6 protein-coding genes are annotated in these 18,213 nt (G+C 70.5%); all 6 read left to right on the top strand.

The window, feature by feature from the left end; genetic code table 11:
• Nucleotides 1-33 precede the first annotated feature (33 nt).
• Genes ACTOQ1_RS18455 through ACTOQ1_RS18430 form a run of 6 tightly spaced genes read left to right on the top strand, consistent with a single transcriptional unit; the run spans nt 34 to nt 18,200 of the window.
• Nucleotides 34-1,053, top strand: coding sequence for an HAD-IIIC family phosphatase (locus tag ACTOQ1_RS18455; protein ID WP_440068970.1), 1,020 nt, complete (start codon nt 34-36; stop codon nt 1,051-1,053).
• Nucleotides 1,046-1,342, top strand: a complete 297-nt coding sequence (locus tag ACTOQ1_RS18450) for a phosphopantetheine-binding protein (RefSeq protein ID WP_440068662.1) — start codon at nt 1,046-1,048, stop codon at nt 1,340-1,342. The genes ACTOQ1_RS18455 and ACTOQ1_RS18450 overlap by 8 nt, the downstream gene beginning before the upstream one ends.
• Nucleotides 1,326-2,489, top strand: a complete 1,164-nt coding sequence (locus ACTOQ1_RS18445) for an acyl-CoA dehydrogenase family protein (RefSeq protein ID WP_440068661.1) — start codon at nt 1,326-1,328, stop codon at nt 2,487-2,489. The genes ACTOQ1_RS18450 and ACTOQ1_RS18445 overlap by 17 nt, the downstream gene beginning before the upstream one ends.
• Entirely contained in the window at nt 2,486-12,361 is a 9,876-nt protein-coding gene (locus ACTOQ1_RS18440) for an amino acid adenylation domain-containing protein (RefSeq protein ID WP_440068659.1), read from the top strand. The genes ACTOQ1_RS18445 and ACTOQ1_RS18440 overlap by 4 nt, the downstream gene beginning before the upstream one ends.
• Nucleotides 12,358-13,605 (top strand): ACP S-malonyltransferase, encoded by a 1,248-nt coding sequence (locus ACTOQ1_RS18435; RefSeq protein ID WP_440068658.1) that lies wholly within the window; start codon nt 12,358-12,360, stop codon nt 13,603-13,605. Before ACTOQ1_RS18440 ends, ACTOQ1_RS18435 begins: the two co-directional genes overlap by 4 nt.
• Entirely contained in the window at nt 13,602-18,200 is a 4,599-nt protein-coding gene (locus ACTOQ1_RS18430) for an SDR family NAD(P)-dependent oxidoreductase (protein ID WP_440068656.1), read from the top strand. Before ACTOQ1_RS18435 ends, ACTOQ1_RS18430 begins: the two co-directional genes overlap by 4 nt.
• The last annotated feature ends 13 nt before the right edge of the window (nt 18,201-18,213 follow it).

Raw genomic sequence — 18,213 nt, 5'->3', positions numbered from 1 at the left:
GTGCCCCTTCCCGAAGGGAATCAAGCCGTGAAGATGGCCAAGTGCGTCGTCTGGGACCTCGACGACACGCTGTGGCACGGAACTCTGTCGGCCGGCGACGAGGTCACCCTGAAGAGCGGAATTCTCGACCTGCTCAAGACGCTCGACTCCCGGGGGATCCTCCTGTCGGTGGCCAGCAAGAACAACCATGACGACGCCATGCGGAAACTGGAGGAACTCGGGGTCGCCGAGTACTTCCTGTACCCGCAGGTCAATTGGAACAGCAAGTCGAGTTCGGTCGCGGAGATCCAGAAGCGGCTGAACATCGGACTCGACACGTTCGTGTTCGTCGACGACCAGCCGTTCGAGCGCGACGAGGTCGCGTTCGCCCTGCCCGGGGTGGAGACCGTCGACGCGGAGGACTACCTCACCCTCCGCTCGCTGCCCCGCCTGTCCCCGCCGGTGGTGACCGAGGACGCCAGGAGGCGCCGGCACATGTACCTGGAGGACGAGAGGCGCAGCGAGTCCGAACTGGCCTACCAGGGCCCCCGTGAGGACTTCCTCAGGAGCCTCGACATGGTCTTCCGAATCTCCCGGGCCGGCGGCGACGACCTGCTGAGGCTGGAGGAGCTGACGAAGCGGACCAGCCAGCTGAACTCGACCGGCATCCACTACTCCTACGAGCAGCTCGAGGCGTTGACGCGCGACCCGCGGCACGATCTGTGGGTCTGTGAGCTGGACGACCGGTACGGCTCGTACGGAAAGATCGGATTGGCCCTGGTGGAAAAGCACCAGGACCGATGGACGATCAAGCTGCTCCTCATGTCGTGCCGGACGGTCTCCAAGGGAGTGGGCACCGTCCTCCTGGCCTTCCTCGTCAAGCACGCCGCCGCCGCGGGCAAGCGTCTGCTCGCGGACTTCCGGCGCACGAGCCGCAATCGTCAGATGCTGCTGACGTACCAGCTGGCCAATTTCCGTGTGGTGTCGCAGGACGGCGACGACTACGTGTACGAGAACGATCTCACTGTCAGCCGGGAATATCCGGAATACATCAAGGTGGATGTCAATGCCTAGCGAAGCGGTCACGGAAATGGCGAAGAGTTCGGCCGTGGAAACGGCGAACGCCGTCAGGGACTACGTGCGATCGAACATGAGCGCATTGCGGGACGAGGAGCTTCACGACGACGACAACATCTTCGAGAAGGGTTTCGTCACGTCGATCTTCGCCATGCAGCTCCTGGACTTCATCGAGTTCACGTTCGACGTAGAGGTGCCGGACGATCGCATAATTCTGCAGAACTTCAGCTCGATCCAGCGAATAACGCGAATGGTAGGTGAGCTGAAGAATGCGTCAGGCACATGAGGAGCGAGCCGGCGGTATCCAGGAGCGCGCCAGATCCTTCGCCGAGACCGGACTGGTGAATCGTGCCGCGGAGTTCGACCGGGCCGGTTACCTGCCGAGGGACGTCATCACGACGATGGCCGACGCGGGATTCCTCGGCGCGGTGGTCCCGGCGAAATGGGGCGGCCAGGGCCTGGACCCGCTCGAGTACGGCGAACTGACCGAGTCGATCGGAAAGGCCTGCGCGTCGACACGGGCCTTGTTGACGGTGCACACATCCCTCGTCGCCGAGACCCTCGTCAAACGGGCATCGGACCGGCTCAAGGAGAAATACCTCACAGATCTGGCACTCGGAAAGAAAATCGCGTGCTTCGCCCTTTCCGAGGCCGGTGCCGGATCCGATGCCGCGTCCGTCACCACGTCGTACATCAAGAAGGGCGACCTTTTCGTCCTCGACGGGCGCAAGAAATGGATTTCCTTCGCCGGCGTCGCGGATCTGTTCATGGTCTTCGCGACCGACAACGGCGCGACGAGCGCCTTTCTCGTCGAGCGTGACATGCCGGGCGTGGAGATCCACCCGATGTCGGGGATGCTGGGCAACCGGGCGACGCACATGGCGGAGGTCTCCTTCAGCGATGTCGAGGTCCCCGCCGAGAACCTCGTGTCGGGCATCGGGCTGGGAGTCGGCTTCGTCGCGAACACCGCCCTGTTCCACGGCCGCTACAGCATCGCCTGGGCCGGCGTCGCGATAGCTCAGGCGGCGCTCGAGACCATGTGCGCCTACGCCATCGAACGCGAGCAGTTCGGGGTGAAGATCGGCACCCACCAACTGGTGCAGAAGATGATCGCGGACGCCGTCACGCAGGTCGGCGCCGCGAGAGAGCTGTGCCGTCGAGCCGGCCGGCTGCGCATGGAACACAGCGCCGACGCGGTGATGGAGACCAACATCGCGAAGTACTTCTCCTCGACGATCGCCCAGCAGGTGACCTCGGACGCGGTTCAGGTCCTCGGCGGGAACGGGTGCTGGGACCGGTATCCGGCGGAACGCCTGTTCCGGGAGGCGAAGGTCCTGGAGGTCATCGAAGGCACGTCGCAACTGCAGCAGCTGTTGATCGCCGACTACGGCTACAAGAAATTCGCCGTCTCGAAGTCGGGGTGGGGGACATGAGACATCACGACACCTACGCGAGCGCGCGGCCCGCGTTCGTCTTCCCCGGGCAGGGTGCCGTCTGGCCCGGCATGGCGGTCGAACTGCTCGACAGCTCCCCGGTCTTCGCCCGGCGGGTCGGCGACTGCGCGGACGCCCTGGCGCCGCACGTGGAGTGGTCCCTGGTCGACGTGCTCCGGGCGGAGCGGCCGTCGACCGCGTACGAACGGGCGAACGTCTCGGAGCCCGTGCTGTTCGCCGTCCAGGTCTCCCTGGCCGCCCTGTGGCGGTCCCACGGCGTCGAGCCGCACGCCGTGGCCGGTTACAGCCTCGGTGAGGTCGCCGCGGCGTGCGTCGTCGGCGCGCTCTCCCTGGACGAGGCCGCCCGGGTCATCGCGCTGTGGAGCGAGGCGCAGGCACGGGCGACGGACCCCGGCGCCATGGCGCTGCTGGCACTCCCCCTGGAGGAGGCGCAGGTCCGCCTGGCGCCGCTCGGCGACGCCGTGAGCGTCGCCGGCGTCCTGGCCCCGCGGTCGGTGGTGGTCGCGGGCGACCGCGACGAGATCGTGAGGCTGGTCGCCGAGACGCGCGCCGAGGGGACGTACGCCCAGAAGCTCTCGCTCGGGGTGGCGTGCCACTCGCCCCGGATGGCGGAGCAGCGCGACTGGCTGCTGGACTCCCTGGGCGAGGTCACCCGGCGTGACGTGGAGACCCCGTTCTACTCCAGCGTGACCGGCGGCCGTCTGGCCACCGGCGAGCTGGACGCCGGTTACTGGTACCGCAACATGCGCCAGGTCATGCTGTTCGAGCAGGTCACCCGCGCGATGCTGGCGGACGGCCACACGGCGCTGATCGAGCCCAGCCCCCACCCGGTGCTGACGACCGCGATGCGCGCCACGGTGGAGTCCGCCGGCGGCCGCGTTCCGGTGATCGGTACCCTGTACCGCGGTCACCAGGACATGAACCGGTTCCTGTCCTCGTTGGCCGAGGTCCCCGGACACGGCGTGGCGGCGGGCGCGGACCGGGCGCCGAACGAGGCCGGACGGCCCGTGGCCACCTCGCCCGCGGACGCGAGCACGGTCGGCGCGACCTGCCGCGCGGCCGGACCGCAGGTCCCGCCGCCCGACGGCGACGAGCTGGTGGAGGCCGTGTGCGACCTGATCGTCGCGGCGGTGCGGGGCGGGACGGCGCCGGAGGTGACGGTCGGCGACGTCACGCTGGGCCGCCACGACCATGAGACCGGTCTCTTCGACCTCGGCTTCGACTCGGTCCGGCTCGTCGCGCTCCAGGACCTGCTGGAGCGCCGGCTGGACGTCAGCCTGGAGAGCACCTTCACCGTCGACCACCCCGCCGTCGGCGCCCTGGTGCGCGAGCTGGGGCCGAGGGTGGAGGGGCGGGACACCGAACGCCGGGTACCGGCCCCCGCCGCTCCCACCGTCCGCGCAGACCCGTCGGAACCCGTCGCGCTGGTCGGGATGGCCTTCCGGCTGCCGGGCGGCATCGGGACCCGGGAACACTACTGGGAGGTGCTGAGCGAGGGCATCGACGTCGTTACGGAGATACCGGCCGACCGATGGCGGCAGAGCCCGCTGGACACCGCCGGGGTCACGACCACGCAGGGCGGCTATCTCGGCGACGTCGACCGGTTCGACCCGCTCTTCTTCAACATCTCGCCGAAGGAGGCGCAACTCCTCGATCCGCAGCAGCGGCTCCTCCTCGAATTGACGTGGGAGGCGTTCGAGGACGCCGGGATCGACCCCCTCGCCGCCGGCGAGGACCGGCGGGTCGGCACCTTCGTGGGAATCTACAACAACGACTACCAGCAGGTCGGGGCCGATCTCGGACATGCCCCCGACGCGTACACCTACACCGGCAACATGGCCAACGCGGCGGCCGGACGGATCTCCTACGTCTACGGCTTCCGGGGCCCCAGCATGGCCGTCGACACGGCCTGCTCCTCCTCCCTGTACGCGGTCCACCTGGGCATGCGGGAACTGCGGCAGGGCGGCTGCGACCTGGTCGTGGCCGCCGGGGTGAACCTGATCCTCAGCCCCGAGGTGCACCTGTCCTGGTCGCGGCTGAACGCCCTCTCGCCGAGCGGGCGGTGCCGGAGCTTCGACGACGGTGCCGACGGATACATCCGCAGCGAGGGCGGAGCGGTCGTCCTGCTCAAGCGGCTCTCCGACGCCGAGCGCGACGGCGACCGGATCCTGGCGGTCCTCAGCGGCTCCGCGATCAACCACAACGGTCGCAGCGGCGGCTTCACGGTGCCGAGCGGCACGGCTCAGGCCGACGTCATCCGAAGTGCCCTGGCCGACGCGGGCCTCGGCATCGAGGACGTCTCCTACGTCGAGACCCACGGCTCGGGCACGCCCATCGGAGACCCCCAGGAGGTGAACGCCCTCGCCCGGGTCTTCGCGGACCGCCGGACCAAGCTCCCCATCAGCAGCGTCAAGTCGAACCTCGGGCACCTGGAGGCCGCGGCCGGCATGGCGGCGCTGTGCAAGGTCGTCCTCGCGATCGAGCACGGCCGCCTCCCGGGCACCCTGCACTTCAGGACCGGCAACCGCCGGATCGACTGGGAGCGCATCCCGATCGAGGTGGTCTCCGAGGAGACCCCGTGGGAACCGGCCGGCGGCAGGCGGCGGGCCGGGATCACCTCGCTGGGGATCAGCGGCACCAACGCCCATGTCATCGTCGAGGAGCACCGGCCCCGCGAGCCCGTCCGGACGCCCCGGCCGGCGCCCGACACGCCGCAGTTGCTCACCGTCTCGGCCCAATCGGAAGCGGCGTTGCACACCACCCTGCGGAACCTGGCCGAGTGGAGCGGGAACGCCACCGCGCCCCTCGCCGACGTCGCCCACACGCTGGGCAGGCGACGCGCGCTGCGGTACCGCCGGGCGCTGGTGTGCGGCTCTCCGGCCGACATCCCGGCGGCAGCCGAGGCGGCGGCCTCCGACGACACCGCGCTCCCCGACGGCCACGCCGCCGGCGAGGTCTTCGTCTTCTCCGGTCAGGGCACGCAGTACCCCGGCATGGCCCGCGAGCTCTACGACCACGCCGAGATCTTCCGCCGCGAGATGGACGAGCTGGACAGCGCTTTCTCACGGGCCGGCGGCGCCTCCCCGCTGAAGGCCATGTTCGGGGACGACGAGGCCGTGTTCGCGTCACCGCTCCACACCCAGCCGATGATCTTCACCGTCGAGCTGGCGCTCGCGCGCTACTGGCAGGCGCTCGGCGTCACCCCGGCCGCGGTCCTCGGCCACAGCATCGGTGAGTACGGGGCGGCCTGCTTCGCCGGTGTCATGAGCCAGGAGCAGGCCGTCGACCTGGTGACGCGCCGGGCACGGGTCATGGAGGACACACCGCGCGACGGCGGGATGGCGACGCTGCTGTGCTCCCGGGAGCGGGCCGAGGAACTGCTGCGCGACTTCCCCGAGGTCTCGGTGGCCGCCGTGAACGCGTCGGAGAACGTCACCGTCTCCGGACGGGCGCAGGGTCTCGACGCGGTGCTGCGGAAGGCGCGCAAGCAGCGGATCTTCGTGGAGCGCCTGGACATATCGCACCCCTTCCACTCGCGGTGGATGGACCGGGGCGCCGAGGAGTTGTACGAGCAGATCCGGGACCAGCGGTTCGCCGCTCCGAAGATCCCGTGGATCTCCGCACAGACCGGCCGGCCGGTGACGCGGGACTCGATGATCGGAGCGGAGTACTGGAGCCGCCACCTGGTCGATCCCGTCCTGTTCACGTCGGCGGTCGGCACAGCGGCCGGTCGGGGCTTGCGGGTGTTCGTCGAGGTCGCGCCCATGGCGACCCTCGGCGGGCTGATCGCCCAGGACGCCACGGAGGATGTCGTGACCGTCCCGAGCCTGCGCAAGGGCCGCTCCGACACGCGGCAGTTCCTGGAGAGCGCCGGCCTGCTGTGGCGGCTCGGGAGGGCGCTGGAGTGGGACCGGCTACCGGGCAGGCCCGGCGGCCTCGTCCCGGATCTTCCCCGCACATCATTCGACAGGCAACGGATCTGGTACGGCGACCACACTGGAAACGGCGGTGTTCCGATGTCCCCTGGCGTCGAGGACGGCATCGAGGAGATGCGGGCGCGCGACGCCCGCAGAACGGCGGAACGTGAAACGATCCGGACGTTCCTGACGGGGGCGCTGGGCGAGATCACCGGCGTCGCCGTGGACACGATGGACGAGTCGCTGGAGCTGTTCTCGCTCGGTATCGACTCCCTCATGCTCGTACAGCTGGTCAAGAGGATCGACAGACGGTTCTCCGTCGACTTCCCGATCAGGATGTTCTTCGAGTCGTTGCACACGGTGGGCCAGCTGACCGACTTCGTGCTGGAGCACCGGCCCGCCGAGCCCACGCCGCGGAACGACCTCGAGGCGTCCGCCCCGGCCGGGGCGGACGGGACCTCCGCGTCCTCCGGGTCCTCCGCGCAGGAGCGGCCTGCCGCCGCCGTCCCGTCCGTGGCCAGGACCGCCGCCGTCGCCCAGCAGGCGCCCGGGACCGCTCTCGAGGCTGTCGTCCAGGCGCAGCTGGAGCTCATGCGGCAGCAGCTCAGCCTCCTCGCGGGCACTCCCGATCCGGCGGGCTCCGTCGCCGCACCCGTGGCGGACGCCACCGTCCGGGAACCGCGCGCGGCCACTCCCGCCCGCGCCGACGCGCCGAGGACCCCGCGCAAGGTCGGTTCGTACAACAACAACATCGCGTTGACCGATGACCGGCTCACCGGCGAGCAGAGCCGCTTCATCGCGGACTTCGTCGCGCGGTACGTCGCCAGGACCCGGAAGTCGAAGGAGTACGCCGACAGGTACCGCGGGAGGCTGGCGGACTGGATCGCGTCGCTCAACTTCAACCCGAGCGTGAAGGAGACGGTCTACCCGGTCGTCTCGGCCAGGTCCAGCGGCGCCACGTTCTGGGACCTGGACGGCAACGAGTACGTCGACACCGCCATCGGCTACGGGGTCCACGTCTTCGGGCACAACCCGTCCTTCGTCGCCGACGCCGTCCGCAGGCAGCTCGACCACGGCTACGAGCTCGGCCCGCAGAACGGCGTCGCCGGAGAGGTCGCGGAACTCGTCCACCAGATGACCGGCGCCGAGCGGGTCGCCTTCTGCAACACGGGCACCGAGGCGGTGATGGTGTCACTGCGGCTGGCGAGGGCGGTCAGCGGCCGGGACAAGGTCCTGCGGTTCACCAACTCCTACCACGGAAGCTCCGACGGAGTCCTGGCCGAGACGGACGGCACCGCCACCGTCCCGCTGACCATCGGGGTCCCGCAGGGCATGGTCGACAACACCGTGGTGCGCGCCTACGGCAGCCCCGGGACCCTGGAGTGGATCCGGGAGAACGGCGCCGAACTCGCCGCCGTGCTGGTCGAGCCCGTGCAGTCCCGGAATCCCGCACTGCAGCCGGGGGACTTCCTGCGCGAACTGCGCGAGATATGCACGGAGCATGGGATCGCGCTCATCTTCGACGAGATGATCACCGGCTTCCGGGTGGGGCTGGGCGGCGCCCAGGCGTATTTCGGCGTCAAGGCCGACATGGCGCTGTACGGGAAGCTCGTGGCGGGCGGCCTGCCGATCGGCATCGTCGCCGGCCGGAGCAGGTACCTCGACGCCGTGGACGGCGGCGCCTGGGTCGACACCGACGACTCCAAGCCCGCCGCCCCGACCACCTTCTTCGCCGGGACGTTCTGCAAGCACCCCCTGGCCATGGCCGCGTCCAAGGCCGTGCTCACGCGCCTGAAGGAGTCCGGCGCCGAGATGCTGGCCGGACTCAACGACTACACCGCCGAGTTCGCCCGGCGGGTCAACGAGTACTTCGAGGCCGAGGAGGTTCCGCTCACGGTCGCGCACTTCGCGTCGATGTACAAATGGGAGCCGGTGGCCCCGCGGGACGTGGCGCACGCCTCGTTGACCCAGAACCTGTTCTTCAAGCTCCTGAACCACCACGGCGTCTACGTGTGGGAGCGCAGGACGGCCACCTTCTCCGTCGCCCACACACGTGAGCACCAGGACCGGATCCTGGAGGCGGTCCGCGCCAGCGTGGAGGAACTGCGCGCGGGCGGGTTCGACTTCCGGCGCCGGCAGCCGGCCGCGGCCCCGCCCGGGAACCGCGGGACGTCCGCGGCCGGCACGACGGTCGAGCCACGGCCGGACGCGCCCGTGGACGTCACCTCGCTGGAGCAGCGGGTCTACGTCCTGTCCCGGATGCGCGGCGGGAACGAGGCGTACCAGATCGTCTTCGGCCTCCGCTTCGACGGCCCGCTCGACCAGGAGAGGGTCGCCGCGGCCTTCCGGGCGATCGGCCGCAGGCACCCCAACCTCCGGCGCCATTACGTGGTCGACCCGGCCGGTGTGAGGGCCGGGACCGCGCCGGACGTCACTCCGGAGTTCCATCTCTTCGACCGCGGGCAGGACCCCTCGCTGACCGTCGAGGACATCCTGGCGGTGATGAACGCGCCGCTCGATCTGGCGAGGCCGCCACTGTGGCGGTACGGCATCGTCGTGGACCCGGACGGTACTCACCACCTGGTCGTCACGTTCCACCACATCGCCGTCGACGGCCGGTCGATCGAGATCATCTTCAACGACCTGTCCGATCACCTGACACACGGCCGGCTCGACGACGGCGAGGGGTCCGACGACTACGCCACGTTCGTGCGCCTGCTGTCCGGCGCGGCGGCCCGGCCCGAGTACGCGGACCACCGGCGGTGGTGGCTCGAGCAGTTCGCCACCGTTCCCGGCCCGCTGAGCCTCCCGACCGACTCGCCGCCTCCCGCGGTCAACGACTTCGCCGGGCGGCGCCACTACTTCGAGGTCGACCCCGAGCTGCACCGGGCCGCCACCGCGGTGATCCGGCGGCAGCGGACCACGCCGTCCGTCTTCTACCTGTCGCTGTGGGCGCTCCTGCTGGCCAAGGTCACCGGCGAGGACGACCTGTGCGTCGGCGTCCCCATGGACCAGCGCATGCTGGGGTCCTTCGAGAAGACGGTCGGCATGTTCGCGGAGTCGCTTCCGCTCCGCGTCCGGCCGGCGGCCGGCACCCGGGTGTCCGACTTCCTCCGCCAGGTCCGGGAGACCAGCCTCGCGGCGATGAGCCACTCGCTCTATCCGTACAGCGTCCTGGTCCAGGAACTCGACCTGGCGCGGGACCACGGCCACAACGCGCTGTTCGACACGATGTTCATCTACACCGACGCCCGGACGCGCGCCCGCCGCTACGGCGAGGTCACCGCCACGACGGAGGACCTCGGCGCGCGGGGCTCGATGTTCGCGTTCACCTTCGAGCTCACCGAGCGCGACGGCGGGCTGTTCGCCGACCTGAACCACTCGAGCGTCTACGGCGAGGAGCGGATCGCCGCGCTGATGGACCGGTTCCGCGCCCTCCTGGCACAGGTGGTGCAGGACCCGGATCGAACGATCGGCGAGCTCTCGCTGCTCGACGACGCGGCCAGGGAGCGCCTGGTCACCTGGGGCACGGGCCCGGTCGTCACGGACCTGGCGCTGCTGCCCGAGCTGTTCGACGCGGCGTGCGAGAGGTACGCGCAGGAGCCGGCGGTCCTGTTCCGCGGGACGGACGTCACCTACGGGCAACTGGCCGAGCGGGTGGACCGTCACGCCGCCCTCCTGCGGGCCCACGGTGCCCGCAGGGGAGACGTGATCGGGCTCCTCCTGCGGCCGTCGCCCGAGCTGATCACCCTGATGCTGGCCGCCAACCGGATCGGCTGCGCCTGGCTGCCGATGGACGTCGCCACGCCGCCGAAGCGTCTCGCCCACATCGTCGAGACCGCCGAGCCCGCGGTGATCGTCTGCTCCGAGGACTTCGGCGGGGCACCGGATCTCGGGTCCCGCGTACTCGTCCTGAAGGAGGGCGAACCGCCCGGCACGGCGGCGGACGAGGCCTCCGAGGCCGGTGCCGCGCGGGCCGGTGTCACGGCGGACGACCTGGCGTACGTCATCTTCACGTCGGGTTCCACCGGCAGGCCGAAGGGCGTCACGGTCACGAACGGGGCCCTCGCCAATTTCCTCCGCGGGATGCCGGACGCGCTCGGATGGAGCGAGCGGAAGGCCGTCGCGTGCCTGACGACGCCGTCGTTCGACATCCACGTCCTGGAGACGCTGCTGACGCTGGTCACGGGCGGCACGGTGGTCGTGGCCGACGAGGACGAGGCCCGGACCCCGGCGAGCATCGCCGAGTTCGTCGTCCGCAACGGTGTCGACTACGTGCAGCTGACGCCGACCCGGCTGCGCCTGCTGCACGCGGACCCGGACGCCGCCTTCGAGGCGCTGAGCGCGCTGGAGAAGCTCATCGTGGGCGGCGAGGCGTTTCCCGAGGACCTGCTCGACGGGCTGCGGAAGCACGCGTCGCTGGAGATCTTCAACGTCTACGGCCCGACGGAGACGTGCATCTGGTCCAGTGTCAAGAACCTCACGGGCGACACGGCCCTCAGCATCGGCACGCCGATCGCCAACACCACCTTCCACGTGCTGGACGACGACCTGCGGATGGTGCCGGAGGGCATGCCCGGCGACCTGTGGATCGGCGGGCTCGGGGTGTCGCCGGGCTACCTCAACCGGCCCGATCTGAACGGTGAGGTGTTCCGGGACAACCCGTTCGGTGCCGGACGGATCTACCGGAGCGGTGACCGGGCCGTCTGGAAGGACGGCGAGGTCCACTGCCTGGGACGGACCGACAACCAGGTGAAGGTCCGCGGGCACCGGATCGAGCTGGAGGAGATCGAGCAGGCGATCGCCGGACACGAGCTGGTGACGGCGGCGGCCGCGGTCGTCCACGAACTGTCACCGGGCAACCGGGTCATCCGCGGCTTCTACCAGGCGAAGCGGGGCGAGCCTCTCCGCGAGGAGGCACTGAAGGGCTTCCTCGCGGAGAGGCTGCCCGACTACATGATCCCCGCCACCCTGACAGAGGTCCCGGGCATCCCCGTGACGACCAGCGGAAAGGTCGACCGCAAGGCGCTGGAGCGGCAGGCCGCCGAATGGGCGGCGCCGGGCCGCGAGGGCGCCGCCCGCCCGGGAGTGGAGCGGGAGCTCGTCGCCGCCTGGAAACGGACGCTCGGGGATATCCCGATCGGCCGGGACGACAGCTTCTTCGACCTCGGAGGCAACTCCTTCAGCCTGATCCTGCTGCTGAACGACCTGGACTCGGTGTTCCCCGGACTGCTCGACGTCAGCGACCTGTTCGCCCATCCCACGATCGGCAGGCTCCGGGGGCACATAGAGGGAAGGCTGGCCCAGCGCGACGCGGGCGCGTCGCCGGCCGAGACCGGCGTGCGGCTCCCCGACACCTGGTTCGCGAAGGACGGCACGGGCGGCGGCCGGATCGAAGCCGTCCTGTCCCCGCGGATCAGGGACGGACTGGCACGGCTGGGCAAGGACGTGGACCGGGAGCCCGAGGAACTGGTCCTGGCGACGTTCGCCCTCACCCTCGGCAAGATGCTCGGCCAGGACGACCTCGACCTGTGCGTCGTGCGGAGCGGTGACGACGTCGTCCCGGTCCGGTTCGGCTTCGCGGGGAAGACCGACCTCCGGGAGATCCTCGACGACGACGAGCACCGGCCCGACGGGGCGAACCAGGTCGACCTCAGCCACTTCACCGCCGGCCGGAACGCCGGGGGGAGGGTCTCCATCGCGTGCTGTGACAGCCGGCAGGTGGACGAGACCCGCCTCCTGCGCCATTTCGACCTCGTCCTGGGTCTCGACCTCCTGGCCGATCCGTCGGTCGCCGGCATCGGCTACGCCCGGAAGATCGGCTCCGCGTCGGTGGAACGACTGCTGAGCGGTTTCGTCAGGCTTCTCGGCGTTCTGAGCGAGTCATCCGAGACGGACCGATCGCGCACATCCAAGGAGAAGGACAACTCGTGAACGACCTTGTCATCGTGTTCCCCGGCCAGGGGTCCCAATTCCCCGGCATGGGCAAGAACTGGTTCGACGCGCACGAAAGCGTCCGGAACCGCTTCCGCCAGGCGTCCGGCATCGTCGGCTACTCGCTGGAGGACCTCTGCTTCACCGCGCCGCCCGGCGAGCTGACGAAGACCATGCACGCGCAGGTCGCGCTGCTGGTCCTGAGCCACTCGATGTACGAGGTGCTGACGGCGGACCGCACGCCGCCCGTCTCCGCCATGGCGGGGCACAGCCTGGGCGAGATCACCGCCCTGCTCGCCGCCGGCGCGCTGACCTTCGACGACGCCGTGCGCCTGGTCAAGGTTCGCGGCGAGGCCATGCAGGCCTGCGCGACGGAGAGCGGCGCCGGGATGATCGCCGCCCTGGGGATGTCGGCGGCGGAGGTGGAGAAGTGCGTCGAGGAGTTCAACACCGGCGGCCGCACCGTGCAGGTCTCCAACTACAACGCGGAGCGGCAGACCGTGCTGTCGGGCGCGCTCGACGACCTGAAGGCCATGACCGCCTTCCTCGAGGAGCGCGGCTGTAAGATCGCCAGGCTCAACGTGGGCGGAGCGTTCCACAGCACCTTCATGGCGAACGCCGTTCCCGCGTACGTGCGGGCCATCGAGGAGATCGAGTTCCGGGAACCGGCCGTTCCGGTGTACAGCACCGTCACCGGGCGGGCGTACGGGAGCACGCAGGAGATCAAGGACGCCCTCGCGGTCCAGCTGACCAGCCCGGTGCGCTGGAGCACGGTCGTCTCCGAGCTGGCGGGGCGTGACATCGCCCTGTGGCTGGAGGTGGGGCCGAAGCAGGTGCTCAAGAAGCTGATCCAGGACGCCGTGGACGGCGGCGCCGTCCACAGCCTCGACGCGGAGCTCGACCAGGCCCACGCCGCGATCGACCGGCTCGTCGAGCTGAAGAGGCGGGAGCCCGGGCTCGTCGGCCTGTGCCTGGGCGCCGCCGCCGCGACGCGCAACCGCAACTTCGACGAGGAGCAGTACACCAACGGCGTGGTGCTTCCCTACCGGCGGCTCCAGGAACTGGGCCAGGTGGACAAGGACGAGCTCTCCGACGAGCAGAAGGCGACCGCCCTGGAACTCCTCCACACGATCATGACGACCAAGCGGGTCCCCGAGGCGGAGCGGCAGGAGCGGATCGCGTCGATCCTGGAACGGACCGGCAACACCCACCTCCGGGCGCCCGCGGGGGTGCTGACGAGATGAAACCCTTGCTCGATCTCGGCGATCTGGACTTGATGCGGCTCCCGGACGACTCCGAGGCCCGGATCACCCACGCGGCTCCCCGGCGCGAGCACGGACCGGTCGCCATCATCGGAATGAGCGGCCGGGCGGGTGAGGCGGAGAACCTCGACGAGTTCTGGACGATGATCCTTCGCGGCGAGGAGGCGCGCACCGGCCTCTCGGCCGAGCGTCGTGCCGACGTCGAGGCGTACCTCGCCGCCCGCGGCGTGCCGACGCCGGTGGAGGAGGAGCGCTACATCGGCGGGACGCGGCTGCGCTCGGTGGCCGAATTCGACCACCGCTTCTTCTCGCTCTCCCCTCAGGAGGCGAAGACCATCGATCCGAACCAGCGGATCTTCCTGGAGACCTCGTGGGCCGCCCTCGAGGACGCCGGGTACCTGAACAAGGAGATCCGCGGGGAACGCGTGGGCGTCTACGCCGGGATGTCGGCGGACTTCGGCGAGGACTACCGGTCACTGATCCAGGCGATCGCCCCCGAAGCACCGGAGATCTCCGTCGCCGGCAACGTCAAGTCGATCATCGGGAGCAGGATCGCCTACCTCCTCGACCTCAAGGGCCCGTCGATCCTCGTCGACACGGCCTGCTCGTCCGGTCTGGTGGCCGCCTACACGGCCTTCCGGGCCATCCAGAGCGGCGAGTGCACGATGGCGGTCGTCGGAGCGGCGAACACCGACCTCCTGCCCATCACGGCCGACGCCTCCGGCATCGGGTTCAAGGACATCCAGGACACCTCGTCGTCGGATGGCCGCACGCGGACCTTCGACCGCAGGAGCGAGGGCACCCGTCCCGCCGAGGGATGCTTCGTCTTCGTCCTCAAGGCCCTGGACCGCGCGGAGCGCGACGGCGACAACGTCCACGCGGTGATCATGGGCGGCGCGATCAACCAGGACGGCGCCTCCAACGGCATCACCGCTCCCAACGCGGAGGCGCAGGCGGACCTGATCGAGGAGGCCCTGAACGACGCCGGAATCGGCGCCGACCGGATCGGCTTCATCGAGGCACACGGTACGGCGACCAAGCTCGGCGATCCGGTCGAGGTCAGCGGGATCGAGCGGGCCTTCTCCCGGCAGACCGGGCGCAGGCAGTTCTGCGGCATCGGCACGGTCAAGACGAACATCGGGCACATGGACAACGCGTCCGGACTGGCGGGCCTGGCCAAACTGGTGCTGTCGATGAAGCACCGGACCCTGCCGGCGAGCCTCCATTTCGAGGAGCCGAACCCGAACATCACCTTCCCGGGGACCCCCCTCTACGTGAACGACGCCACGGTGCCGTGGTCCGACGACCCGGAGGAGACCCTCTACGCGGGAATCAACAGCTTCGGCCTGAGCGGCACCAACTGCCATCTGGTGCTGCGCAGCGCGGACCCGGCTCCCGCGCGGGAACAGGCGGGAGCGGGCGCCCCGGAGTGTCTCCTGCTGCCGCTGAGCGCTCGTGACGCGAAGGGCCTGAGGCGGCTCGCGGAGCGCTACCGCGCCTTCCTGACCCGGAACGAGGAGGTGGACCTCGTCGACCTCGCCTTCACCGCGTCGGTCGGGCGCCTGCACCACCCGGTACGTGCCGCGTTCACCTTCCGGTCCCGCACGGAGCTGGTGGCACTGCTCGAACGCTTCCTCGCGGACGGGGACGACGCCCGGGCGAGCGCCGATCCGCTGGACGTGGCGCACGAGGAATCCCGCCCGGCGGGGGAGCGGACCGCGACGAGCGGTCCCCGCGCCCTCGCCGACGCCGATCGCGACGACCTGAGCGGCCGGGCGGCGTCGCTGCTCGCGGGAGGGGAGACGGACAGGGACGCGCGACGCCGGCTCGCCGGCCTGTACGTCCGGGGCGCCGAGATCGACTGGCGGGCGGCGGCCGCCGCCGGGCGGCGGATCTCGCTGCCCACCCATCCGTTCGAGAGGACCAGGTGCTGGATCGAGTCCGACCGCGGACGTCGCCGGGCGGCCGGCCTGACCGGTGACGCGGACGTCCTGCGCTCCTGGAACCGCGACATCTCCGTGTGCCGGATCGGGCCCGGCAGGATGTGGGAGCTGGCCGACCACCGCATCCACGGTGTCAGCGTCCTGCCGGGCACCGGCCTGGTCGAGATGATCGTGGAGACCGCGCGGCGACTCGGCCGCGGCCCGGCCATGACGCTGCGGAACATCCGGTTCGAACTTCCCCTCGCGGTCCCCGACGGCGAGGAGGCCGAGGTGCACGTCGTCGTCGAGCCCCAGGGCGACGTCGACCAGGTCACCATCGCGACGCGACGGCCGGACGGCGAGTGGGTGCGCAACGCGACCGCCGAACTGGTGAACGGAACCGTTCCCCCGCCCCCCGCGCCGCTCGACGTCGAGGACGTGCGGCGCCGGATGACCCGCGAACTCCCCCTGGACGACAGCGTCGACCGCGCCAACGGCCTCGTCATCGGCGAGCGCTGGACCCGCAGCGTGCTGTACGGCGCGGCGGACGACGACGCCGCCGAACTCCTGTACGAGCACGTGTTGCCGGCGGCCTACCGGCAGGAGATCCACGACTACGTCCTCCACCCGGCGTTGCTGGACGCCCTGATCAACGCGCCCAACACCGTCTACGACGAGGACCGGCTCTACCTGCCGTTCTCCTACGGCCGGCTCACGGTCCACGGCCCCCTGCCGGCCCACGTGTTCACCCACTTCACGAAGCGGCCGGAGTCCATCGCCGGCGAGCTCTACGTCTTCGACGTACGCGTGGTCGACCCCGCGGGCCGGGTCGTGCTGACGGTGGACAACTACTGCGTCAAGTCGGCGGCCAACCTCGACCTGACGCTGACCGGGGAGTACGGCTGGGTCCAGGCGTACCGGAAGACGACTTCGGCACCGGCCCCGGCCGCGGGCCAGGGCACCGTCCTGCTCGGCGGGGACTTCGGCGACGTACTGGACGGCCTGACGAAGGAGCTTCAGACCGCCGGACACGACTGGGTCCACGTGCCCGACGCGAAGGACGGAGACGCCGGCGAGCGGGTGGGCGAGAACCGCCGGTTCGCCTTCGGCCTGCTGTCCTGGGCGCCGGCGGACGCGGGTACCCCGCTCGCCGACCGGGTGGTCGAGCCGGTCGACGGGATCCTGGCCCTGCTGGGGCTCGTCTCGCGGCAGCGGGCCGCCTTCGAGGACGGGCTCCTGGTCCTGACGCGCGACGCCTTCGCCGTGACGGGCGAGGAGAGGGCGATCGACCCCGGCCAGGCCGGAGTGACCGGCCTGGCGCGCGTCGCGGCACTGGAGTACCAGGCCCTCGGGATCCGCTGCCTCGACGGCGACGAACACACCGGTCCCGCGCAGGTACTGGCGGAGGCCCGCGCCGCCGGCCGGCCGCCGTTCGTCCTCCAGCGCGGCGGGCAGTCGTACGAGCCCCATCTGGCGAAGTCCCCGGTCCCGCTCGGGTCCGATCGCGCCGTCCCGATCGCCACCGACGGGGTGGTCGTCATCTCGGGCGGAACCGGAGGGCTCGGCACCGCGGTGGCACGGCACCTGGCCCGGCAGGGCGCGCGCAGGCTCGTCCTGCTGGGCTCGCCGGCCGCGGACGGCGCGCGGGAACCGCACCTGAGCGGCCTCTGGTCGGAAATCGAGGCCGAGGCCGAGCACTTCGAGGTGATCCGGCCGGCGCTGGAGGACCGGGAGGCGGTCGAGCGGGCGGTACGCGACATCCGCGCGCGGCACGGCAGGATCTCCGCGGTCCTCCATCTCGCCGGCCGGCCCGGCGTCGGCTTCCTGCACACCAAGAGCGTCGACACCTTCATGAGCGTCTACCGGCCGAAGGCGCTGGGCGGCGTCCATCTCCACGAGGCCACGCTCGCCGACGACCTGGATCACTTCATCGTGTTCTCCAGCATCGCCGGCCTCGAACCGACCCAGGGCCAGGCCGACTACACGGCCGCGAACCTGGCCCTGGACAGCCTGGCCCAGCACCGCGGCCGCACCGGACTGCCGGCGCTCAGCATCCAGTGGCCGGCCTGGCGCGAGACCGGGATGGCGATGCGCCTGGACGCCGTGGACGAGGACGACGTCTTCCCGCCGCTGGACACCCCCGAGGCGGTCGGCCTGCTCACGGCCCTGATGGCCTGGGACGACCACCCGGCCGTGCTCATGCCCGGCCGGACGAGGAGGCGGACCGCGGAGGTCCGGGGGGACCGCGACCGCCGCTCCGGACCGCGGGACGGCCGCGAGGTCGCGCTGCACGGCCTGGAGAGCGTCGGCGAGGTCGAGCGGACCGTCGCGGGGATCTGGGCGGCGACGCTGGACGTCCCCGAGGTCGACGCGCACGACGGCTTCGGGGATCTCGGCGGGAACTCGCTCCTGATATCGCAGATGTCGAAGCTCTACGACGAGCACTATCCGGGCCTGATGGATGTCGTGGACCTGTTCAGGTACACGACCATCGCGGCTCAGGCGGCGTACATCAAGGAGAAGCTCGGTGTCGCACCGGCCGAGGTCACGACCGAAGCGCCCGCCACGGATTCGGACGGCGGTGAAATAGACCGGCTGCTGGACCTCGCGGAGCAGGGCGTGGTCACCGTCGACAGTTCCCCGGGCTTCATCTAGGAATCGGAAGTCA

The organism is Streptosporangium sp. OZ121 (assembly GCF_051918885.1).
Classification (GTDB): Bacteria; Actinomycetota; Actinomycetes; order Streptosporangiales; family Streptosporangiaceae; genus Streptosporangium.
The sequence above is the reverse complement of the archived record's forward strand: the minus strand, read 5'-3'. Positions and strand labels throughout refer to the sequence as shown.

What these genes read in the sequence shown, in the direction of transcription:
- ACTOQ1_RS18455 (WP_440068970.1), top strand. Translation starts at nt 34, where the DNA reads ATGGCCAAGTGCGTCGTCTGGGACCTCGACGACACGCTGTGGCACGGA.
- ACTOQ1_RS18450 (WP_440068662.1), top strand. Translation starts at nt 1,046, where the DNA reads ATGCCTAGCGAAGCGGTCACGGAAATGGCGAAGAGTTCGGCCGTGGAA.
- ACTOQ1_RS18445 (WP_440068661.1), top strand. Translation starts at nt 1,326, where the DNA reads ATGCGTCAGGCACATGAGGAGCGAGCCGGCGGTATCCAGGAGCGCGCC.
- ACTOQ1_RS18440 (WP_440068659.1), top strand. Translation starts at nt 2,486, where the DNA reads ATGAGACATCACGACACCTACGCGAGCGCGCGGCCCGCGTTCGTCTTC.
- ACTOQ1_RS18430 (WP_440068656.1), top strand. Translation starts at nt 13,602, where the DNA reads ATGAAACCCTTGCTCGATCTCGGCGATCTGGACTTGATGCGGCTCCCG.